The sequence below is a fragment of the Pseudonocardia sp. NPDC046786 genome (assembly GCF_040645415.1).
GTDB classification, from domain to species: Bacteria; Actinomycetota; Actinomycetes; order Mycobacteriales; family Pseudonocardiaceae; genus Pseudonocardia; species Pseudonocardia kongjuensis.
Genome location: NZ_JBEYYF010000014.1, coordinates 23933 through 44302, shown reverse-complemented (window position 1 = coordinate 44302; position 20370 = coordinate 23933). Strand labels below are relative to the sequence as shown.

At 74.7% G+C, this 20370-nt stretch carries 21 protein-coding genes; 9 read left to right on the top strand and 12 right to left on the bottom strand.

What is annotated here, in order from left to right:
• Positions 1-221: 221 nt before the first annotated feature.
• The 4 genes from ABZ881_RS18420 to ABZ881_RS18405 all read right to left on the bottom strand — a co-directional run bounded on the left by ABZ881_RS18420 (position 222) and on the right by ABZ881_RS18405 (position 2784).
• The gene (locus tag ABZ881_RS18420; protein ID WP_344017883.1) at positions 222-596 is read right to left on the bottom strand and encodes a histone-like nucleoid-structuring protein Lsr2; all 375 of its coding nucleotides are present in this window, start codon (positions 594-596) and stop codon (positions 222-224) included.
• Between the two features lie 18 nt (positions 597-614).
• Entirely contained in the window at positions 615-1160 is a 546-nt protein-coding gene (locus ABZ881_RS18415) for a hypothetical protein (RefSeq protein ID WP_358486014.1), read from the bottom strand.
• A gap of 260 nt (positions 1161-1420) precedes the next feature.
• Complete coding sequence (locus tag ABZ881_RS18410; RefSeq protein WP_358486215.1) at positions 1421-1924, bottom strand: iron-sulfur cluster-binding domain-containing protein; 504 nt, start codon at positions 1922-1924, stop codon at positions 1421-1423.
• 521 nt (positions 1925-2445) lie between these two features.
• The gene (locus ABZ881_RS18405) at positions 2446-2784 is read right to left on the bottom strand and encodes a hypothetical protein (protein ID WP_358486212.1); all 339 of its coding nucleotides are present in this window, start codon (positions 2782-2784) and stop codon (positions 2446-2448) included.
• 133 nt (positions 2785-2917) lie between these two features.
• Here ABZ881_RS18405 and ABZ881_RS18400 point away from each other — a divergent pair, with 133 nt between their 5' ends.
• On the top strand, positions 2918-3649 hold the full coding sequence (locus ABZ881_RS18400; RefSeq protein WP_358486012.1) for a hypothetical protein: 732 nt from the start codon (positions 2918-2920) through the stop codon (positions 3647-3649).
• A 284-nt stretch (positions 3650-3933) separates the two neighbouring features.
• On the opposite strand, the gene ABZ881_RS18395 is transcribed toward ABZ881_RS18400, so the two are convergent.
• The 3 genes from ABZ881_RS18395 to ABZ881_RS18385 form a co-directional block, all read right to left on the bottom strand.
• Positions 3934-4749 carry an SDR family NAD(P)-dependent oxidoreductase gene (locus tag ABZ881_RS18395; protein ID WP_358486010.1) on the bottom strand — a complete coding sequence of 272 codons (816 nt, stop codon included), beginning with the start codon at positions 4747-4749 and terminating at the stop codon, positions 3934-3936.
• A 73-nt stretch (positions 4750-4822) separates the two neighbouring features.
• Positions 4823-5587 (bottom strand): SDR family oxidoreductase, encoded by a 765-nt coding sequence (locus ABZ881_RS18390; protein WP_358486008.1) that lies wholly within the window; start codon positions 5585-5587, stop codon positions 4823-4825.
• 3 nt (positions 5588-5590) lie between these two features.
• On the bottom strand, positions 5591-6700 hold the full coding sequence (locus tag ABZ881_RS18385; protein ID WP_358486005.1) for an LLM class flavin-dependent oxidoreductase: 1110 nt from the start codon (positions 6698-6700) through the stop codon (positions 5591-5593).
• A 301-nt stretch (positions 6701-7001) separates the two neighbouring features.
• Here ABZ881_RS18385 and ABZ881_RS18380 point away from each other — a divergent pair, with 301 nt between their 5' ends.
• The 4 genes from ABZ881_RS18380 to ABZ881_RS18365 are packed head-to-tail and all read left to right on the top strand — an operon-like array spanning position 7002 to position 10893.
• A complete protein-coding gene (locus ABZ881_RS18380) occupies positions 7002-8144 on the top strand; it encodes a thiolase family protein (protein WP_358486003.1) in 1143 nt (380 codons plus the stop codon).
• Positions 8141-9382: a cytochrome P450 gene (locus ABZ881_RS18375; RefSeq protein WP_358486001.1), complete on the top strand. Its 1242-nt coding sequence runs from the start codon at positions 8141-8143 to the stop codon at positions 9380-9382. The genes ABZ881_RS18380 and ABZ881_RS18375 overlap by 4 nt, the downstream gene beginning before the upstream one ends.
• Positions 9379-10167 carry an SDR family oxidoreductase gene (locus ABZ881_RS18370; protein WP_358485999.1) on the top strand — a complete coding sequence of 263 codons (789 nt, stop codon included), beginning with the start codon at positions 9379-9381 and terminating at the stop codon, positions 10165-10167. The genes ABZ881_RS18375 and ABZ881_RS18370 overlap by 4 nt, the downstream gene beginning before the upstream one ends.
• Positions 10168-10221: 54 nt before the next feature.
• On the top strand, positions 10222-10893 hold the full coding sequence (locus ABZ881_RS18365) for a TetR/AcrR family transcriptional regulator (protein ID WP_358485996.1): 672 nt from the start codon (positions 10222-10224) through the stop codon (positions 10891-10893).
• 297 nt (positions 10894-11190) lie between these two features.
• On the opposite strand, the gene ABZ881_RS18360 is transcribed toward ABZ881_RS18365, so the two are convergent.
• On the bottom strand, positions 11191-11856 hold the full coding sequence (locus tag ABZ881_RS18360; RefSeq protein ID WP_358485994.1) for a nitroreductase family protein: 666 nt from the start codon (positions 11854-11856) through the stop codon (positions 11191-11193).
• A gap of 99 nt (positions 11857-11955) precedes the next feature.
• Here ABZ881_RS18360 and ABZ881_RS18355 point away from each other — a divergent pair, with 99 nt between their 5' ends.
• Genes ABZ881_RS18355 through ABZ881_RS18345 form a run of 3 tightly spaced genes read left to right on the top strand, consistent with a single transcriptional unit; the run spans position 11956 to position 15818 of the window.
• Positions 11956-13059 (top strand): LLM class flavin-dependent oxidoreductase, encoded by a 1104-nt coding sequence (locus tag ABZ881_RS18355; RefSeq protein WP_358485992.1) that lies wholly within the window; start codon positions 11956-11958, stop codon positions 13057-13059.
• 24 nt (positions 13060-13083) lie between these two features.
• On the top strand, positions 13084-14454 hold the full coding sequence (locus ABZ881_RS18350; protein ID WP_358485990.1) for an NtaA/DmoA family FMN-dependent monooxygenase: 1371 nt from the start codon (positions 13084-13086) through the stop codon (positions 14452-14454).
• Entirely contained in the window at positions 14451-15818 is a 1368-nt protein-coding gene (locus tag ABZ881_RS18345; RefSeq protein WP_358485987.1) for an MFS transporter, read from the top strand. Before ABZ881_RS18350 ends, ABZ881_RS18345 begins: the two co-directional genes overlap by 4 nt.
• On the opposite strand, the gene ABZ881_RS18340 is transcribed toward ABZ881_RS18345, so the two are convergent.
• Positions 15808-17121 (bottom strand): aspartate aminotransferase family protein, encoded by a 1314-nt coding sequence (locus tag ABZ881_RS18340; RefSeq protein ID WP_358485985.1) that lies wholly within the window; start codon positions 17119-17121, stop codon positions 15808-15810. The two genes, ABZ881_RS18345 and ABZ881_RS18340, sit on opposite strands and share 11 nt — an antisense overlap.
• Before the next feature lie 93 nt (positions 17122-17214).
• Here ABZ881_RS18340 and ABZ881_RS18335 point away from each other — a divergent pair, with 93 nt between their 5' ends.
• Complete coding sequence (locus tag ABZ881_RS18335; protein ID WP_358485983.1) at positions 17215-18135, top strand: LysR substrate-binding domain-containing protein; 921 nt, start codon at positions 17215-17217, stop codon at positions 18133-18135.
• Positions 18136-18138: 3 nt separating this feature from the next.
• Here ABZ881_RS18335 and ABZ881_RS18330 read toward each other — a convergent pair whose 3' ends face one another.
• From ABZ881_RS18330 to ABZ881_RS18320, 3 genes are all read right to left on the bottom strand, one after another.
• Entirely contained in the window at positions 18139-19305 is a 1167-nt protein-coding gene (locus tag ABZ881_RS18330; RefSeq protein WP_358485981.1) for a GDSL-type esterase/lipase family protein, read from the bottom strand.
• A gap of 130 nt (positions 19306-19435) precedes the next feature.
• Entirely contained in the window at positions 19436-19864 is a 429-nt protein-coding gene (locus ABZ881_RS18325) for a PPOX class F420-dependent oxidoreductase (RefSeq protein WP_358485978.1), read from the bottom strand.
• Complete coding sequence (locus tag ABZ881_RS18320; RefSeq protein WP_358485976.1) at positions 19861-20367, bottom strand: MarR family transcriptional regulator; 507 nt, start codon at positions 20365-20367, stop codon at positions 19861-19863. Before ABZ881_RS18320 ends, ABZ881_RS18325 begins: the two co-directional genes overlap by 4 nt.
• Between the last annotated feature and the right edge of the window lie 3 nt (positions 20368-20370).

Here is a 20370-nt window from a genome sequence, read left to right as displayed (position 1 = left end):
CGGCACTCAGCCCGCCGGGACCACTCGGAACACCGGGATCCGGTCGGCGACCGCCTCCAGCGCGGCGAGCGCAGCGCTACCCGCGGCTGGTCGAGGCGGAGGGCCCACTCAGCGAGGGCATCGAGCGCGAGGAGTACCTCGCGCTCGGTCTGGAACTGCTGGTCGCCGGGATCGTGGCCACCGCCCCGCGGGGCGGTGGCCCGAGCTGATCCCGACATCCGTCACTCCTCCTCGGCAGGCACCTCGTGCGCCTCCCGCCAGCGCTTCACCAGCGCCTGGCTGAACCGGTTGTTCGACGGAACCTCGATCCCGTTCTCCTCCGCCCACTGGCGCAGCTCCTGGCGCTGCTCGGCGGTCAGACCGGAGGTGGTGCGCCGGCGCGGCTCGTTGCGCCGCGACGCCATCGACGAACCGTCCGGCACCGACGCCTCGATCCGCCCGGCATCCATGTAGGGACGCAACACCGTCAGCAGCTTCTGGTACTCGCCCGCGGCCAGGTCGATCGCGATCCGCATCTGGTCGAGATGGATCTCGTGCGACTCGACGCCGTCCTCGGTACCGGTGAGATCGCAGTACCGGATCTCTCGAACACCCACGTGTCAGCCTCCGTCCGCTCAGCCCTGTGTGTCCGACGCGTCGCGCGAGCGGGCGGCCCGCTCGGCCCGCTCCTCCTTCTGCGCACGCTCGGCGGCTTTGCGCAGCGACGCCAGGGTCTGACCGGAGAGCGCCTTCGACGCCACCGAGTCACCGATCTGGCGCGGGGTCATGTGCCCGCGGCCGCTGGGCGCCAGGTACTCCTGGCCGTCCTTCCCGGTGCGGTACTCCAGCCCGGACGCGACCCGCTGGAACCGGGTCCGGCCGCCGCGGCGGGCGCCCTCCCACTTCTCCACCCGGACCGCGAGCTCGCAGCAGGTGCACACCAGACGGCGCAGCAGCAGGCCGTCGTCGTCGACACCGGTGAAGTGGATGCCCGCCTGCCGGATGGTCGGGAACAGGTGCCTGCCCCGTTCCCGGCAGGCCAGCACCTCGTCGGTCACCCGGTCCACGTAGAGGTCGACGTCCTCCTCGGAGGCCCTGACCCAACCCGTGTCCTGCTGCTGCTCACCCTGGATCGACTTCGCGGACACCGGCTCACCGGCGCCGCCTGAGATCTCGGCCAACCCCGTCTCCCTTCACCCGGATGCCTGCGGCATCCCGCGATCGTCGAACCGATCGCGGACCACCGCCGCACCACGCTCACCGTCATCGTCTGCCGAGCGGGATCGACGTTGCCACGCCGACCACCGTTCCGCCTGATCGGTGGGATTGTAGGAACACCGGTGTAACTCCGATCAAGGTGTGGTGAGCCCGGTCTCCGGAGGACGCCGTCCGGTGCCCTCCGGTGCGGCCGTCCGGGTGTACCGCAGCGCGGCACCGGGGATCAGATGTCGAGCACCAGCCGCGGTCCGCGGGACCGGGACACGCACACCATCATCATCTCGCCGGAGGCGCGCTCGGCGTCGTCCAGGACGGTGTCGCGGTGGTCGGGTTCGCCCGCGAGCACACCGGCCTCGCAGGTGCCGCACACCCCCTCCCGGCACGACGAGTTGACGATCACCCCGCCGGCCTCCTCCAGCGCGTCGAGGATCGAGACCCCCGGCGGGACCCGCACGGTGACGCCGGAGGCGCGGCACTCGACGTCGAACGCCGTGTCCGCGCCGTCGTCGGCACCGGGTGCGGCGGTGAACCGTTCGACGTGCAGGGTCCCCGATCCGCCGCTGCGCGCGGTCACCGCGTCGATCAGCCCTGCCGGGCCGCAGCAGTAGACGAGCGCGCCGGACGGTGCGGCGGCCAGGATCGCGTCCGGGTCGAGCGGGCCGTGTTCGTCCTGCGGCTGCAGCCGGACCCGCGGGCCGTGCCGGGCCAGCTCGTCGGCGAACGCCATGGTCGAGCGCGACCGGCCGCCGTAGTGCAGGGTCCAGCCGGCGCCCGCCCGGCCGGCCGCGTCGAGCATCGGGCGGATCGGGGTGATCCCGATGCCGCCCGCGACGAACACGTAGTGCGGCGCAGGGTGCAGCCGGAAGGCGTTGCGCGGCCCGCGCACCGGGACCCGGTCGCCCGGGCGCAGCGCGTGCACCCGGCGGGATCCGCCGCCGCCGTCCGGGCGCAGCAGCACCGCGATCCACCAGCTCCGCGGGCGGTCCGGGTCGCCGCACAGCGAGTACTGGCGGACCAGGTCCGGGCCGAGCAGCAGGTCGACGTGCGCGCCCGGCTCCCAGCGCGGCAGCGGGCCGCCGTCGGCGGCCACCAGCTCGACCGCGACGACGCCGTCGGCGACCGGCACTGTGGTGCGGACGACTGTGTTGCGGACAACGGTGTCGCGGACGACTGTGTTGTGGACGGCTGTGTTGTGGACGGTGGTGTCGCGCGTGCCGACCGTCCCGGTGGCGCCCGGCGGGTGCACGGTCAACGGGCGTCCTGCGCGCGGGGCCGCTCGTCGACCACCCGGCGGGCCTTGAACGTCGTCTCCGGCAGGGTGCCCGGCTCCAGCAGCCGGACCGGCACGCCGATGTTGACGGCCCGGCGCAGCGCCGCCTCGGTCCGCGCGACGACGTCGGCCCGGCCCGGCCCGTCGGCGGGCAGCGCCGCCGCGGCCTCCCGGCCCAGCTCGGCGAGCACGGTGATCTCGTCCAGCGCACCGGACCTGCTGACCCGGATCCGGAACTCGGGGCCGAGCTCGGGGACGGTGCGCAGGCCGGTCTCGATCGCCGACGGGTAGACGTTCGCCCCGCGGATCACCAGCATGTCGTCCAGCCTGCCGAGCACACCCTCCGGCAGCCGCGGCCAGGTCCGCCCGCAGGGGCAGGGCTCGGTGGTCAGGTAGCTCTCTCTCGTCGCCGGGCGCGAACCGGATCATCGGCTGGGACTCGCGCCAGAGGTGGGTGTAGACGATCGCGCCGCGCTCACCGGCCGGGATCGGCGTGTTGAGGTCTCCGGAGGCGACGATCTCGGTGTGCACCTCGTCGGCGATCAGGTGGGTGCCGGTGCCCGCCGGGCAGCCGACGCTCGTCTGGAACGGGTACATCTCGGAGGTGGAGCCGGCGTCGACGACGGTGGCGCCCCAGCCGCGCTCGATGATCCGGCGGGTCCCGGGCAGGGAGCCCCCGGGCTCGCCGCCGACGAGCAGCGTGCGGACGGTGCCCGCGGCGAGATCGACGCCCATCCGCTCGGCGACCGAGAGCAGGTGCACCGCGTACGACGGCGTCGCGGTGAACACCGTCGAGCCGAGCCGGGTGATGAGCTCGATGTGCTTCTCCGAGTCGGTCACGCCGAGCGGGAACACGGTCGCGCCGATCCGTTCCAGACCCTGCAGCACCCCCCAGCCGCCGAAGAACAGCCCGAACGGAAAGCCGACCTGGGCGATGTCGTCCGGCCGGATCCCGGCGCACCACTGGGCCATCGCGTGCACGTCGGCGGCGCGGTCCCAGTCGGGATTGGACACGGCGTAGAGGGTGGGCGTCCCGGAGGTGCCCGACGAACCGTGGATCCGGGCGATCCCGCCGGGCGGGTGCTGCGGGGTGTAGCTGCCGAACGGCGGGTGCTCGGCCTGGTCGGCGACCAGCATCCGCTTGGTGATCACCGGGACCTTCGTCGTGAAGTCGGTGAGTGAGCGGACCTGGTCGGGATGGAAGCCGTGCGCGTCGTAGTGCCTGCGGTAGAACGGGAGCTCGGCGTAGACGTAGTGTAGCTGGTGCCGGATCCGCTCCAGGACCAGCTGCTCGCGCTCGGCGTGCGGGCGGGTCTCGCGGGCGGCGTCCCAGAACCGCGGGAAGCCGCGCTCGTCGGAGTCGTCGAGGTTCTCGGAGTCGTCGAGGTTGTCAGCTGCGCCGAGGTTCTCAGGTTCGCCGAGGTTATCGGGGGCGCCGAGATCGTCCCCGGCGCCGGTCACCGTGCTCACGACCGGCTCACCAGGCCCTGCGCCTCGGCGACGTCCCAGTACGAGTGCAGGCCGCGGACGTGCTGGCCGCCGTCGACCGGGACGAAGTGCCCGGTGATGCGTCCGGCGGCGGGCGACATCAAGAACAGCGCGACGTCGGCGATGTCCTCGGCCTCCTGGTGCCGGGGCGGCGCGACGAGCGTCCGGTCCAGGAACTCCTGGCCGATCCGGCCGACGGTGAACCCGGCGCCGAGCGGGGTGTTCACCGTGCCCGGCCCGATCGCGTTCGCCCGGATCCCGTGCCGGCCCAGCTCGCCGGCGGTGACCTGGGTGAACTGGGCGACGCCCGCCTTCGCGGCACAGTAGTGGCCGAGGCCGTCGGTGGCGGCGACCGCGTTCAGCGAGGAGATGTTGACGACCGTCCCGCCCTCGCCGGCCTCGATCGCCTGCCGGGCGAACGCCCGGGTGCACAGGAACGTGCCCTTGAGCAGGGTGTCGACGATGAGGTCCCAGTCGTCCTCCGAGCAGTCCCGGATCAGCGCCAGCGATGCGGTGCCCGCGTTGTTGACCAGATGGTGCACGGTGCCGAACCGCTCCGCGGCCAGCGCGAACGCGGCGTCGACGTCGGCGGCGACCGCCACCGAGCCCTCGTGCCAGGCGAGCCGGTCGCCCCCGTCGAGCTCGGCGTCGGCGGCCGCGATGTTCGCGGCGGACAGTTCCAGCACCACGACGTTCGCGCCGCGTGCGAGCAGCGCCGCGGTGATCGCCTTCCCGATGCCGCTGCCGCCGCCGGTGACCAGTGCGGTCCGGCCCGCGACTCCGTCGTCGCTCATGTACCCCTCCTCGTGGTGGTCGGTGCAGGTGCCCGGCCGGGCGGGCTCGGCGGCCCCGCCCGGCCGGGAGCCGTCAGCCCGCGCTGCCCTTGGTGTTCCAGCCGCCGTCCACCGGGAGGACCTCGCCGGTGCAGAAGCTCGCGTCGTCGGACAGCAGGAACGCCGCCGCCGCCGCGATGTCGGCGGACGTGCCCAGCCGCGGGATCAGGTGCGCCGCGGTGAAGTTCTTCCGCATGTCGTCGGTGATGCCGGCCAGGATCGGGGTGTCGATCGTGCCGGGGCAGATGCAGTTCACCCGGATGCCGCGCGGGCTGTACTCCATCGCGACCTGCTGGGTGAGGCTGACGACGCCGCCCTTGGCCGCGGAGTACGCGGCCAGGTTCTCCAGGCCCTTGAGCGCTGCCATCGACGCGATGTTCACGATCGACCCGCCGCCGCCCTCGAGCATCCGCGGGATGACCGCCTGCATGCCCAGCCAGACGCCCTTCAGGTCGGTGTCGACGACGTGGTTCCAGCCGGCCTCGGTCAGCTCGACGACGTTGTCCGGGCCGAGCGTGTTCGTCACCCCGGCGACGTTGCCGAGCACGTCCACCCCGCCGAAGCCGCCGACCGCCTCGTCGACCAGGCGCTTCCAGTCGCCGGGCCGGCGCACGTCCATCACCACGTGCGCGGCCCGCCCGCCGTCGGCGACGATCCGCCGGGCGGTCGAATCGTCGTCCTGCAGGTCGCCGATGACGACCGCGGCGCCCTCGGCCGCCAGCCGCACGGCGATGCCCTGCCCGATGCCCTGCACGCCGCCGGTGACGACGGCGATCCGGCCCTCGAACCGCGCGACCACGGCTCAGTCCCGCCCGAGCGCGACGTTCGCGAGCCGGTTGCGGCGCGCCATGTTCTCCCTCGGGGTGAACTGCGGCACGACGTAGCGGGCGAACAGCTCCAGCGAGCGGTTCCACTTGTCGGTGGTGACCCAGTCGCGGGCGTTGATCAGGAAGGTGCCGAAGCCGCCGGTGCCCTCCTCCAGCTCGCGCAGCTGCCGGACGCAGTCCTCGGGGCTGCCGATGATCCAGGGGATCTCCTCGGCCATCCACTCGAAGGTGAGGTCGGCGTCGTCCATCCCCTCGCCCTTCTTCATCAGCGCGCCGAGGCCGAGCCCGAGCAGGTACTCGTAGGAGCGCTTGACGCCCTCGCGGATCTCGTTCATCGCCTGGTTGCGGCTGTCGGAGACGTAGACCTCGCGGCTGACCCGCCAGTTCCGGCGGGCGACCGCCGGATCGAGTCCGGCCGCCTCGGCCGCACCGACCAGGGCCTTGCCGTGCGCGAGCAGGTCGGGGGCGCCCTCGTAGCCTCGGTTGTCGATCGGCGAGAAGTACACCGACAGCGCCTTCCAGCCCTTGGCGCCGCAGCGGGCGTAGTTGTGCGTGCCGGTCAGGCCGGCCACCGCGAACGGCGGCACCTCCTGGTACGGGCCGACCTGCAGCTGGCGGTTCTCGTACTTCCAGTAGACGCCCTCGTAGTCGACCGGGTCGTCGGAGGTGAGCAGCAGCTCGATGATCTCCAGCGCCTCGTTGGTGCGCGGGGCGGCCTCGGACCGCTCCAGGCCGAACAGCGCCTGGTCGGTCGGGAGCCCGCCGCCGCCGAAGCCGTAGTCGAGCCGGCCGTGCGTGAGGTGGTCGAGGAAGGCGAGGCGCTCGGCGACCTGGAACGGGTCCTGGTAGGGCAGGTTCACCACCCCGGTGCCGAGCCGGATCCGGCTGGTGACCGCGGACGCCTTCGCGATCATGTACTCGGGGACCGGCACGTTCTCGAAGCCGCCGGTGTGGTGCTCGCCGATCCAGTACTCGGAGAATCCGAGCTTCTCGGCCAGCACGATGTCGTCGATGTCGCGGTCGTAGGACAGCGTCCAGTTCTCGATCGGGGGGTGCTCGGGCATGGCGAACAGGCCGAACTGCATCGGTCGGATCCTCCTGGCTCGTGAGGTGGGAGCAGAACCACCCGCACGTCCAGACGTTGGCAAACCACGGGTAGTTATCGCTGTCGGCGTACAGTGACCTGGTTCACCGCTGCTGTCAAGTTACGAGGACGAACGCCCCCCTTCGCGATCCGCGGCGAGTCGACCTGTGGTTGATTAACTACCACGTGTTTGTTTACATCCTGGGGCGAGACCCAGCCCAGCGACGTTCCCGGAGGCCCCGTGCCCGCCCCACCGCTCCCCCAGCCCGCACCGGCGGCCACCCGTGCCCGGTGGTGACGCCGTGACCGGCCGGGTCGCCGTGCTCGGCGTCGGGACCTCGCACTTCGGCCGCCAGCCCGGGCACGATCTGGTCGCGCTCGCGCACGCCGCCGTCACCGAGGCGCTCGCCGACGCCGGCTCCACCCGGCCCGACCCGCCGGTCGACGCCGTCTGGGCGGGCACCGTGTTCGGCCCGCCGGGGGTGACCCAGCGGGTGCTGCGCGCCTGCGGGATCACCGGCATCCCGGTGATCACCGTGGAGAACGCCTGCGCCAGCGGGACCACCGCGTTCGTCGAGGCGCACGAGGCGGTGCGGACCGGCCGGTACGGCCGGGTCCTCGCGCTCGGCCTGGAGCACATGAGCAGCGCGTTCTCCGGGGCGATCACCCCCGAGCCGACCGATCCCGAGCAACGCAGCGGGCTCGCCCTGCCCGCGCTCTACGCGATGGGCGCCGGCCGCTACCTGCACGAGGGCCTGGTCACCGCTGAGCAGCTGGCCGCGGTGTCGGTGAAGAACCACGCGCACGCCCTGCACAACCCGCGCGCCCAGTACTCCGGCCGCTACACCGTCGCCGAGGTGCTCGGATCGCGGATGGTCGCCGATCCGCTCACCGTGCTGCAGTGCTGCCCCACCTCGGACGGGGCGGCCGCCGCCGTGCTCGGCCCGGCCGGCCCGGAGCCGGCGGTCACCGTCCGGGGGCTCGCGCTGCGCAGCGGTGCCCCCTGGGACGACCGGTCGCCGCACGTGTGGGGACACGACATCGTCCGGGACACCGCAGCCGACGCGCTCGGCGCGGCCGGCCTGGACTCGGTGCACGATCTCGACGTCGTCGAGGTGCACGACGCGTTCACCATCGGCGAGGTCGTCACCACCGAGGCGCTGGGCATCGCCGCACCCGGCGAGGGCGGCCGGCTGGCCGCCGAGGGCGGCACTGCGCTCGGTGGGTCGCTGCCGGTGAACCCGTCCGGCGGGCTGCTCTCCCGGGGGCACCCGCTGGGCGCGACCGGGCTGGCCCAGGTCGCCGAGATCGTGTGGCAGCTGCGCGGCCGGGCGAACGGCCGCCAGGTCGACGGCGCCCGCCTCGGCCTCGTCGAGACCATGGGCGGCGGGGTGTCCGTGCTGGACGGGAACGCCTGCGCCGTCGCCGTTCTGGAGGCACCGTGACCCCGACCGCCACCGACGTCGCCGACGCCGATCTGCTCTCCCCCGAGGCGGTCGCCGATCCGTACCCGCTGCTCGCCGCGATGCGCGAGCACGACCCGGTGCACTGGAGCGAGCGCTTCCGGTCGTGGTTCGTCACCCGCTTCGACGACGTCAGCACCGCGCTGCGCGATCCCCGGTTCTCCTCCGACCGGATCACCCCGTACCGGCGGGCGAAGCTGGAGGGCCCGGACGCCGATCCGGCGCTGCGGGCCGCGTTCGGAGTACTGGGCGAGTGGATGGTGTTCAAGGACCCGCCCGACCACACCCGGCTGCGCAGGCTGCTCAGCCGCAGCTTCACCCCGCGCGCGGTCGGCCGGATCGCCCCGCGGATCACCGAGCTGGTCGACGAGCTGCTCGACGCGGCGCCGCCCGGCCGGATCGACGTGGTCCGTGACCTCGCCTACCCGCTCACCGCGTCGGTGATCGCCGAGATGCTCGGGGTCCCGCGAGCCGACCAGGAACGCTTCAAGGAGTGGTCGGACCGGATCACCGGCCTGGTGTTCGGCGGCCTCTCCGACACCGACCGGCACCGCAGCGGCGCCGAGGGCATGGGTGAGCTCACCGGGTACCTGACCGAGCTGGTCGCCCGCCGCGAGCGCGAGCCGGCCGACGACCTGCTGTCCGGGCTGATCACCGCGCGGGACGAGCAGGACGCGCTGACCCACGACGAGGTGATCGCGACCGGTGTGCTGCTGCTGTTCGCCGGGCACGAGACCACCACCAACCTGATCGGCTCCGGGGTGCGGGCGATGCTCGCCCATCCCGGCCAGGCGGCCCGGATGGCCGCCGACCCGGCGCTGGTGAACGGGGCCGTCGAGGAGATGCTGCGGTTCGACGGCCCGGCCAAGACCGTCGTGCGGCTGATGGCCGACGACGTCGAGCTGCGCGGCCGGGTGCTGCGCCGCGGGCAGCGGGTCTTCCTCAGCCCGTCGGCGGCGAACCGGGACCCGGCGGCGTTCGACGACCCGGACACCTTCGACATCACCCGGCGGCAGGGCCGCCAGCTCGGCTTCGGGGTCGGGATGCACTACTGCCTGGGCGCCCCGCTGGCCCGGCTGGAGACGGCGATCGCGGTGCCGCGCATCCTGGAGCGGCTGCCGGGTGCGGTCCCGGCGGGCGAGCCGCACTGGGCGCCGGTGCTGCTCTCCCGCGGCATGGAGCGCTTCCCGCTGCTGGCCGGCGGGGCCGGGGCCGGATGAGCGCGCCGGCCGGTGATCCGGGCGCCCGGTTCCGGCTGGACGGGCGCACCGCCGTCGTCACCGGGGCCTCGGCCGGGCTCGGGGCGCACTTCGCGGTGCTGCTGGCCCGGGCCGGAGCCGATCTCGTGCTCGGCGCCCGCCGGGTCGCCGAGCTGGAGGCGGTCGCCGACGCGGTGCGCGGTCTCGGACGGCGCTGCGTCGCCGTGCGGACCGACATCGCCCGGGTCGAGGGCTGCCGGGCGCTGGTCGCGGCCGCCGTCGAGCTGGGCGGGCCCGACGTGCTGGTGAACAACGCGGGCACCGGCTACGCCGCCCGCGCCGAGGACGACGACCCGGAGCGCGCCGCCCGGCTGCTGGAGACCAACCTGCTCGGCACGCTGCGGATGTGCCAGGCAGCCGGCCGGGCGATGATCGACGCCGGGCGCGGCGGCTCCATCGTCAACATCTCCTCGGCGCTCGGGCTGAGCACCGGCACGGTGCCGCAGGCCGCGTACTCGGCGTCCAAGGCCGGCCTGCTCGGGCTGACCCGCGATCTCGCCCAGCAGTGGTCCGGACGGCACCGGATCCGGGTGAACACCCTCGCACCCGGGTACGTATCAACCGACCTGACGGCGCCGCTGCTGCACGACGAGGGCGCGCACGCCCGCGCGCTCACCCGGATCCGGATGGGCCGGATCGGCGAGCCGGACGAGCTGGACGGGCCGCTGCTGCTGCTCGCCTCCGACGCCGGCTCGTACATCACCGGGAGCACCCTGTGCGTCGACGGCGGCTGGGCCATGCACTGACCGTGCACCGGGCAGCGGCGCCACACCGGGCGTGGAGGAGAACGGAGGGAACCGATGCCCCGCAAGAACCGGTGGGCCGATCTCGTCGCCGCGGCGGGTGAGGAGTTCCGCGAGCACGGCTACGACCACGCGACGCTGGAGGGCATCGGCGCCCGCGTCGGCATCCTCAAGGGGAGCGTCTACAACTACGTCAGCAGCAAGGAGGAGCTGCTGCTGGCCGTCGTCGAGGGCCCGGCCCGCGCGTTACTCGACGAGCTGGAGCTGCTCAGCCGGGATCACACGAGCAGCGTCGCGGTGCGGCTGCGCGAGCTGATCCGGCTCCAGGTCCGGGTGTTCGCCGACCACTACCCGGCGGCGTTCGTGTACCTGCAGCACGTCGGCCGGGCCCGCACACCCGCCTTCGCGTTCTTCGACGACATGGACCGGCGCTACACCGCGGCCGTCGAGACGCTGCTCGCCGAGGGCGCCCGCACCGGGGAACTGTCGCTGCCGGCCAGCCCGCGGATCGCCACCCGCGCGGTCGTCGGCATGCTCGACTGGATGCAGCACTGGTTCACCCCGCGCAGCGCCGACGCCGACCGGGAGCTGGCCGACCAGCTGTTCGCGATGGTGCTGGGCGGGCTGCTGGCCGGTGGCGGGGTGCGCGGACTGTCCGGCGCGCTGCCGTCCACCTCGACCGGCCCGGCCGCGGCGCCGGCGCCGGCCCGGCGGCCGCGCGGGGGCTGACCGCCCGGCCGCCTCGACGTAGCTGCGGCGACACAGCGGCCCCGGCACCGCGGCGGTGACTCGGCTGCCCCGACACCGCCGCCTCGACACAGCTGCCTTGACTTCGGATCGGGGCGGCGGGTTGAGTGGGAACCGCCGGGCGGTCCCCCGCCTGCGGGTCGACGAGGTCCCGCCGACCGGTCCCCCGGCCCCGGATCCCCGCCACCCGCGGCCGTCCGCTCCGTGCCGTCCCGCACGCCCGCCGCCCCCGGCGCCCGTGACCACCGGTCCCCCGTCGTCCCCGGCGGGTCGGCCCCGTCACCGCCCGGAGGATCCGTGCCGGACCTCGCCCCAGCGCCCCCAGTGCACGACCTCCGCGACCGGGCGGCGGTGCGGCAGCGACCAGCGCCCGCGCGCCGGATAGCCCAGTGGCACCAGCCCCATCGTGGTGGCGTCGGCGGGCAGCCCGAGCAGCTCGTCGATCTCCGCCTCCCCGGTCAGGTGGAACGAGGTCAGCACCCCTCCGATGCCGTACGCGCGGGCCGCGAGCAGCAGGTTCTGCACGGCGCCGTAGATCGACGCGCCGAGCCGCTTGTCGGTGGAGCCCGCCGCGTTGCGCAGCACCGGGACCACCAGCACCGGCGCCTGCGCCAGGTGCCCGGCCAGGTGCTCGGTCGCCCGGAACGACGACGGGCTGAGCCCCTCCGCGGCGCCGTCCCGGGCCGGATCGAGCAGCTCGTCGCGGCGCACCCCGTAGGCAGCCTCCCAGCCCTCCCGGTAGTGCACCGCGATGCGCTCCTTGGCCCCGGCGTCGGTGACCACCACCCAGCCCCACTGCTGCCGGTTGCCCCCCGACGGTCCGCGGACCGCGGCGTCGAGCAGCTCCCACAGCACGTCGTCGGGGATCGGGGTGTCGGACAGGTAGCGGCGGGACGGGGTGCTGCGCAGCCCCTCCAGCAGGCCGACCCGGTCGGGCTCGGTCACGGTTCCTCCTCGGAGATCGGCAGGTCCGGCCAACGTAGGCGGCACATCACGCGGGGAGCGAGCGACGTCCCGGTCCGTGGGCCGGGGAAGGAGACCTGTATGGACGCGACGACACGCGGCCTCGCCGTCGGTCTGGAGATCGACGGCGACGGCGCCCACCCGGCGGCCTGGCGGTACGCGGCGCACCCGCCGGACGAGCTGCTCACCCCGGCCCGGCTCGCCGGGACCGGGCACCGCGCCGAGGCCGCCGGCTACACCTTCGTCACCCTCGACGACCGGGCCGGGGCCGATCCCGGCGCGGGCGTCGCCGGCCGGTTCGATCCGGTCACGGCGGCGGCGTTCCTGTCCGCGCACACCTCCGCACCCGGCCTGGTACCGGTGGTGCCGACCGCGCACGCCGAGCCGTTCCACGTGTCGAACCAGCTCTCCGGCCTGGACCACGGCTCGGCCGGGCGGGCCGGCTGGCTCGCCGTCGGCGGGGAGTCGCCGGAGCGCTCCGCGGCGTACGCGGTGCGGCACGAGAGCGCGCCGGCGGTGCTCGCCGGGGAGACCGGCGACGTCGTGCGGGCCGCCCGGTGGCTGTGGGACTCCTGGCAGGACGACGCGATCATCGCCGACGAGGCCACCGGCCGGTTCCTGGACGCCGACCGGGTCCATCATGTGGACTTCCGTGGCCGCACGTTCTCGGTGCGCGGACCGGCCCTGGTGCCGCGCCCGCCGCAGGGACAGGTGCCGGTGTTCGCGCCCGCCGGGACGCTCGCGCCGGACCTGGTCGACGTCGGGATCGTCACCGCGCCGGACGTCGACGGGCTGCTCGCCGCCGACCCGGGCGCCGCGCGCTCGCTGGCCGAGATCGAGATCGTGCTCGACACCCCGGACGCACCTGCCGCGGACCGGCTGGCCGCGCTGGACCGGCACGCCCGGTGGCCCGCCGGCCGGCGGCTGCGGCACGTCGGCGACGCCGACGGCCTGGTCGCGCTGCTCCGCACGCTGGCCGCCCGGTTCGACGCGGTCCGGCTGCTCCCCGCCGTGCTCGACGTGGACGGCGCCGTCCTCGCGGGGCGGGTGCTGCCCGCGCTGGGATCGCTGCTGCACCGCCCGGTACCCGGCGCGACCCTGCGCGACGCCTTCGGACTGCCCCGGCCCGCCGGGCGGTTCGACCCGGCGGGGCAGCAAGCCGCGCCCAGCGACCGGGCGTCCTGACCGTCCCGAGACCCGGAGGAGACCGTGGCCGCACCCGAACCCGCCCGTCCGCACGCCCACCTGCACCTGGCCGGCTTCTTCGGCTTCGGCCCCGCCTACGTCTGGTCGGAGGCGCCGGGCCCGCACGTCTACTACGACTTCGCCGCCTGGCGCAGGCTCGCCGCCACCGCCGAACGCGGGCTGTTCTCCACCCTGTTCCTCGGTGACAGCCAGCGGCTGCGCGAGCACCTCGGCCGGGTCACCGACCACTCGGTCACCGGGCGGCCGGACCAGCTCGTGCTGTTCGCTCATCTCGCCGCGGTGACCGAGCGGATCGGGCTGGTCGCCACGCTCAACACCACCTTCACCGATCCCGCCGACCTGGCCCGGCGGCTGTCCACGGTGGACCTGCTCAGCGGCGGCCGGGCCGGTTGGAACGTGGTGACCACCGACAACGACTGGACCGGGGAGAACTTCCGGCGCGGCGCCGAGGTCACCCACGACGACCGCTACCGGCACGCCGCGGAGCATCTCGGCACCGTCGAGGCGCTGTGGAGCGGCTGGCCGCCCGGTGCGGTGGCCGACGCGACCGACGCACCGGCCTGGTCCCGGCCCGCCGCGATCACCCCGGTGGTCCGCGGCGCGCGGCGGGCCCGCCCGGCGCTGCCGCCCAGCGCGCAGGGCCGCCCGGTGCTGTTCCAGGCCGGCGAGTCGCCGCAGGGCCGCGAGTTCGCCGCCCGGCACGCGCAGGGCGTCTTCTCCCGCTACCTGCGGTTCGACGAGGCGCTGGCCTTCGCCGACGACCTGCGCGCCCGGCTGGTCCGGCACGGCAGGCCTGCCGACGACATCCGGATCTTCCCGGCCACCCGGGTCATCCTCGGTGACACCGACGCCGAGGCCCGGGAGAAGGCCGCCTGGTTCCGCGACCGCACCTGGAGCGAGCGGCGGATCCGCTCGGTCGTCGAGGCCGTGTGGGGGCACGACCTGTCCGATCACGACGTCGACGGTCCGCTTCCCGCGTCCGATCCGGTGGCCGCCACCCAGACCCTCACCCACGGCGTCGTCAACACCAGCGACCGGCCGCTGCGGACCGCCGCCGCCTGGCGCGAGCTCGCCGCCGCCCGCGGGTTCTCGATGCGGGACCTGGTGCTGCACCTGAACGACGCCGTCGAGTTCGTCGGGACCCCGTCCGCGGTCGCCGACGAGCTGACCCGCTACGTCCGGGCCGGGGCGCTCGACGGGCTCAACCTGCAGCCCAACGCGGTCCCGGACGGGTTCGACGACGTCGTCGACCGGCTGGTACCCGCGCTGCAGGACCGCGGCGCCTACCGCACCGCGTACGAGGGGACGACCCTGCGGGAGAACCTCGGGCTGCTGCCCGCGGTCGCCGACCGGGCGCCCGCCGTGCCGGGGTGAGGAACCGACTCGTCCTCGCCGTCTGCCTGGCGACCGGGTTCACCACCCTGCTCGACCAGGCGGCGCTGACCGTCGCAGTGCCCGCGCTGCGGTCCGATCTCGGCGCCGACACCGCGCAGGTGCAGTGGATCCTGGCCGCCTACTCGCTGACCTTCGGGCTGGCCCTGGTGCCCGCCGGACGGCTCGGCGACGCGCACGGGCGGCACCGGCTGCTGGTCGGTGGCCTCGCCCTGTTCAGCTCGGCGAGCCTGCTGGGGGCCTGCGCGAGCGACCCGTGGATGCTGGTCGCTGCCCGGCTGCTGCAGGGACTCGGCGCCGGTACCGCCAATCCGCAGGTGCTGGGCCTGATCCAGGACCGGTTCGAGGGCACCGGGCGGACCAGGGCGCTCGGCGCCTACGCGACCGTCGCGGCGCTGTCCTCGGTGCTGGCGCCGCTGGTCGGCGGCGGGCTGCTCGCCATCGCCGGGCCGGAGACGGGCTGGCGGCTGGTGGTCGCGGTGAACGTCCCGTTCGGGCTGGCGACCTGCCTGGTCGCGGCGCTGCGGCTGGGCCGCGGCCACCCGGTCCGGGACGGCCGGGCCGATCTCGACCTGGTCGGCGTCGCGCTGCTGACCCTGCTGACGCTGTGCGTGCTGCTGCCGGTGGTCGGCGCCGGCCCGCCGCTCGCCTGGTCGGCCGCCGGGGTGGCGGTGCTGGTCACGCTCGTGCGGTGGGAACGCCGGGTGGCCCGGCGCGGCGGGACGCCGGTGCTGCTGCCCGCGCTGCTCCGATCCCGCGGGTTCGTGCTCGGGACGCTCGTCGCGATGTGCTGGTTCGGGTCCTCGCTGGGCAGCACGGTCGTGATCACCCTCGCCCTGCAGGACGGCCTCGGGTTGAGCCCGCTGGCCGCCGGGCTGTGCACGGTGCCGGCCGCGATCGGGATGGGCCTGGTGTCCTGGCTGGGCTGGCGGGTCGTCACCCGGTGGGGGCGGCCGTCGGTGACGGTCGCGCTGGCCTCGCTGCTGCTGGTGGAGCTCGGCACCCTCGGCGCCGTCCTGACCCTGCCGGACGCCGCGCTGCCCTGGACGCTGGCCGGCTCCCAGCTGCTGGTCGGCGCGGCGGGCGGGCTGGTCACCGCACCCAACCAGGGATTGTCGCTGGCCCTGGCGCCGGCCGGTGCGCGCGGGCTGGCCGCCGGGTTCTTCCAGGTCTCGCAGCGGATCTCGGCGACCCTGTGCCTGGCCGCGGGGACCGGACTGTTCGTCGTCGCCGGTGCGGCCGGGTCGTGGCGGACCGGTCTCGCCACCGGGATCGGGCTGGCCGCGGCGCTGATCGCTGTCGCGCTGGTCGCGTCCGCCGCGGACCGGCGGCCGGTCAGCGGGTGACGTCGGTGAGCGCGCCGTCGAGGATCTCCAGGCCGCGCCCGATCTCCGCCTCGGTGGCGGTGAGCGGCGGCGCGATCCGGAACGTGCCGCCCATCCCGGGCAGCTGCACGATGTTCATGTGCAGGCCCAGCTCGGCGCAGCGGCGGGTGACGGCGGCCCCGAGCGCGTCGGCGCTCCGTGTGCCGGCACTGCGCGCGCCGGTGCTGCTGCTATCGGCCGGGTCCGCCCCGACCAGCTCCAGCCCGACCAGCAGGCCGCGGCCGCGGACGTCACCGATCACCGGGTGCCGCCCGGCCAGCTCGCGCAGCCCGTCCTGCAGCAGCACGCCCAGCTCGCGGGCCCGCTCGTCGAGCCGGTCCCGGACCAGCACGTCGAGCACGGTGTTGCCGACCGCGGCCGGCAGCGGATCGTTGACGTGCGTGGTCAGGAACAGGAAGCCGCGGTCGTGCGCCTCCTGCTCGATCTCGGCGCTGGTCAGGACGGCGGCCAGCGGCAGTCCCGCGCCGAGCGTCTTGGACAGCGTCAGGATGTCCGGGACGACACCGTCACGCTCGTGCGCGTACCAGTCGCCGGTCCGGCACAGGCCGGTCTGGGCCTCGTCGAGGATCAGCAGCATCCCCCGCTCCCGGCACTTGTCGCGCAGCGCCGCCAGGTAGCCGGGCGGCAGATCGACCACGCCGCCGGAGCTGAGGATCGGCTCGACCAGGCAGGCCGCGAGGCTGCCCGACGACTGGGCGTCGATCAGGTCGAAGCCGAGATCGAGCTGGCGGCGCCAGTCCAGGTTCCCGTCGGCGTCGACGATCGCCGGCCGGAACCGGTCCGGCACCGGCAGCGCGAAGTTGCCCGGCGCGGCCGGCCCGTAGCCGGACCGGCCCGCGACGTAGGTGGCGCCCGCGGCGCCCTGGGTCATGCCGTGCCAGGACCGGGCGAACGAGACGATCTCGTGCTTCCTGGTGACCAGCTTCGCCATCCGCAGCGCCGCCTCGTTCGACTCGGCGCCGGTGGTCAGCAGCATCGCCCGGTCCAGCGGATCGGCGAGGGTCCCGGCGAGCCGCCGGGCGAGATCGAGTACCGGCCGGGACAGCATCCCGCTGTAGAGGTGGTCGAGCCGGCCGACCTGGTCGCGGATCACCTCGACGATCGCCGGGTGCGAGTGGCCGAGGATCGCGCTCATCTGCCCGGAGGTGAAGTCGAGCAGCTCGCGGCCGTCCTCGGTGAAGATCGAGGTGCCCTTCGCGCGGTCGACGATGCCGTGCGTGAAACCGCCGGCGTAGCGGATGAGATGGCTGGTGGCGTCCGGCATGCGGTCGAGGCTAGGAACCACCGACGTGCACGTCCATCACACGATTCCGACGCTGCTGTTCGGTTCCGGCGCACAGGCGTGCACACTTCCGGGATGCTGAACCCCTGGCGGCTGCGGATGCTCGCGCTGCTCGACAGCCTGGGCACCGTCCGCGCGGTCGCCGAGACGCTGCACCTGAGCCCGTCGACGGTGTCCCAGCAGCTCGCCGTGCTGGAGGCCGAGACCCGCAGCCCGCTGCTGGAGCGGTCCGGGCGCCGGGTCCGGCTGACCCGGACCGGGATCGCGCTGGCCCGGCGCGGCCGGGAGATCCTGGACCGGATGGCCGAGACCGAGGCGGAGCTGCGCGCGCTGAACGACGAGCCGATCGGCACCGTGCGGCTCGGCGTGTTCCAGAGCGCGATCCATCCGCTCGCCGTCCCGGCCGCCGCCCGGCTCACCGGGTCGCATCCGCACCTGCACGTCGAGCTGGTCGAGGCCGAGCCGCACGAGAGCGGGCCGGCGCTGCGCACCGGCGAGCTGGACGTCGTCGTCACCACCACCGACTTCGTCGAGTTCCCGTGGAGCCCGGACCTGGAGATCGTGCCGCTCGGGGTGGACCCGGTCGTGCTGGTGCTGCCGGCCGGCCACTCGCTGGCCCGGCGCCGGGTCGTCGATCTCGCCGCCTGCGCCGGCGAGCTGTGGGCCTGCGACCGGCCGGGCTCCTACATGGACGAGCTGACCCGGCGGCTGTGCCGGGAGTCCGGCTTCGAGCCGCAGGTGGCCTGCCGGTTCGGCAACTACCTGCTGACCCTGCAGCACGTCGAGGCGGGCCGCTCGGTGGCCCTGCTGCCGGCGCTCGCGGTGACGGCGGGCCACGCCGTCGTCACCCGGGAGCTGACCACGCCGGTGCAGCGCAACGTGGCGATCGTGCGCCGCCGTGGGACCGCGCTGCGGGCGGCGGTGGACGCGGTCGTCGAGGCGCTGCTCGACCATCCCGACATCCCGGCGCTGGCCGCCCCCGGGCCGCACCGCTAGCGGTCAGACCGGCGATCGCACCGCACGCAGCCGCCCGGCGAACCGCTCGCCCATCTGCAGGTGGGTGGCGGCGTCCGGGTGCAGGTCGTCGGGCAGCGGGTGCGCGACGGCGTCGTCCGGGCCGTAGAGCGAAGGCCCGTCGACATGGTGCAGGTCCGGGTCGCCGGCGCGCCGCTCGGCGACGATCCGGGCCAGCTGTTCACGCACCACGCGCAGGGTGAGCTTCCCGGCGGCGACCTCGGCCGGGTCGCCGGTCGCGACGAACCGCAGCTCGCCGCGGGCGAGCGCGGCCGGGTCGAACGCACCCGGCCCCGGCGTGTCCTCGTGGATCGGGCAGTGCACCGGCGAGACCACGACCAGCGGGGTGTCCGGGTGCCCGTCCCGGATCGTGTCGAGGAACCCGTGCACGGCAGGCCCGAACGCGCGCAGCCGCATCAGGTCGGCGTTCACCAGGTTGATCCCGATCTTGATACTGATCAGGTCGGCCGGGGTGTCCCGGATCGTGCGGGCGGTGAACGGGTCCAGCAGCGCACTGCCGCCGAACCCCAGGTTGACCAGGTCGAGACCGGCCGCGGTGGCGGCGACCGCGGGCCAGGTGCCCAGCGGGTGCTCGGCGCCGGAACCGTGGCTGATCGAGCTGCCGTGGTGCAGCCACCGCGGGCGCCGGCCCGGGGCGGGATCCAGCGCGGCGTCGGCCCGCAGCCCGGCGATCTCGACGGTCTCGTTGTGCGGCAGCCAGATCTCCACCAGCTTGCGGCCGGCGGGGAGATCGTCGAACACGATCGTCGCGGGCTCGGCGGTGCTGGTCTCCCGGGTGCCGGTGGCGGGATCGACGGTGACCGTGGTGGCGGTGTCCGGGATCGACCGGGCGACCGGGCGGCCGTCGACGACCAGCTCGAACACCCCGGGCGGCCGCGCGGGCAGCCCGCGGAACCTGAACCGGGTCGTGAGCACCGTCAGCTCGATGCTGCGCGCCCCGGTCTCCGCGACCAGCCGGACGCCCGACGGTTGGGCCTCGGCCATCGCCAGCTGCGGATCGCCGCCCCGGGCCAGCGCCGCCGCCGGCAGCCGGTGCGGGCGGATCCCGACCGGGGTCCGCTCCAGCTCCAGCGCACCGTGCACCAGCTCCGCGGTGACGGGTGTGCCGACCGGTCGCGCGGTACCGCGCATGCTCCTACCTCCCACGGGACGGCGCCCCCGGCCGGGCGCGCTCGGCTCCGAGCACACACCGTGCCGAGGCGGCACGGTCAACCGGGCCGGCGGGTGCTCCGGATCACCGGCCGGAGCGGCCGCCGGGAGGTCAGCCGGACAGGTCGGTGCCCACGACCCGCCGCGGCCGCAGGATGACGATCGAGCGGGTCTCCCCGGGCCGGTCGTTGGCCCGGAAGTCCTGCCCGTACTTCGCGCCGGCGCGGGTGCAGAAGGCGAAGTCCGGGTCCGGGGCGAACTCGACCTCGGCCCGCACCTCCAGGGTCCGCCCCGGGTTCTGCGGGTCGACGACGAACAGCGTCGCGTGCGGGTCGCGGCGCATGTTGCGGGTCTTCTGCCGGGTGTCGTTGAGCGAGATCTTGATCAGGTCGTCGTCCTCGTCGTGCAGGAACGCGACCGCGGTGAGCTGCGGGCATCCGCTCGCACCGTTGGTCGCCAGGGTGGCGAACGGGGCGGCGAGCAGATCGCGGAAGCCGTCGGGGACGGTGCGGCCGTCGTTCGCGGTGCCGGTCGTGGTCATGGTTCCTCCGGTGCGGTTCGGGCGGTGTGCGTGGGGTTCGGCTCCGGCCGGGCGGCCCGGCCGACCGCGTCGGCGATCCGGGTCAGCTGCCGGACCTGGGCCGGAGTGAGCCGGTCGAAGACCAGCCCGCGGACGTGCTCGACGTGACCGGGCGCGCTGCGCTCGACGACGGCGCGGCCCTGCGCGGTCAGCACGGCGAGGGTGTAGCGGCCGTCCGACGGGTCGGGTGTGCGGGTGAGCCAGCCGCGCTGCTCGAACCGGTCGAGCACCTTGGACACCCGGGGCAGCGCACCGTTCGCGAGCACGGCGAGATCGCTGATCCGGGCCCGGCCCCCCGGGCTCATCGACAGCTGGGCGAGCAGCGCGTACTCGAAGTGCGCGAGCCCCGCGTCCCGGCGCAGCTGCGCGTCGAGCGCGGGCGGGAGCCACATGATGACCCCGAGCAGGGCCCGCCACGCCTGCATCTCCTCGGCGGAGAGCCAGCGCGGCGGTTCCTCGGTCACCAC

Excerpts from the sequence above, each read along its gene's own strand:
- ABZ881_RS18370 (WP_358485999.1), top strand. The coding sequence starts at position 9,379 with ATGAGCGCGCCGGCCGGTGATCCGGGCGCCCGGTTCCGGCTGGACGGG.
- ABZ881_RS18395 (WP_358486010.1), bottom strand. The coding sequence starts at position 4,749 with ATGAGCGACGACGGAGTCGCGGGCCGGACCGCACTGGTCACCGGCGGC.
- ABZ881_RS18365 (WP_358485996.1), top strand. The coding sequence starts at position 10,222 with ATGCCCCGCAAGAACCGGTGGGCCGATCTCGTCGCCGCGGCGGGTGAG.
- ABZ881_RS18330 (WP_358485981.1), bottom strand. The coding sequence starts at position 19,305 with ATGCGCGGTACCGCGCGACCGGTCGGCACACCCGTCACCGCGGAGCTG.
- ABZ881_RS18405 (WP_358486212.1), bottom strand. The coding sequence starts at position 2,784 with ATGCTGGTGATCCGCGGGGCGAACGTCTACCCGTCGGCGATCGAGACC.
- ABZ881_RS18335 (WP_358485983.1), top strand. The coding sequence starts at position 17,215 with ATGCTGAACCCCTGGCGGCTGCGGATGCTCGCGCTGCTCGACAGCCTG.
- ABZ881_RS18385 (WP_358486005.1), bottom strand. The coding sequence starts at position 6,700 with ATGCAGTTCGGCCTGTTCGCCATGCCCGAGCACCCCCCGATCGAGAAC.
- ABZ881_RS18325 (WP_358485978.1), bottom strand. The coding sequence starts at position 19,864 with ATGACCACGACCGGCACCGCGAACGACGGCCGCACCGTCCCCGACGGC.
- ABZ881_RS18410 (WP_358486215.1), bottom strand. The coding sequence starts at position 1,924 with ATGGCGTTCGCCGACGAGCTGGCCCGGCACGGCCCGCGGGTCCGGCTG.
- ABZ881_RS18355 (WP_358485992.1), top strand. The coding sequence starts at position 11,956 with ATGGACGCGACGACACGCGGCCTCGCCGTCGGTCTGGAGATCGACGGC.
- ABZ881_RS18340 (WP_358485985.1), bottom strand. The coding sequence starts at position 17,121 with ATGCCGGACGCCACCAGCCATCTCATCCGCTACGCCGGCGGTTTCACG.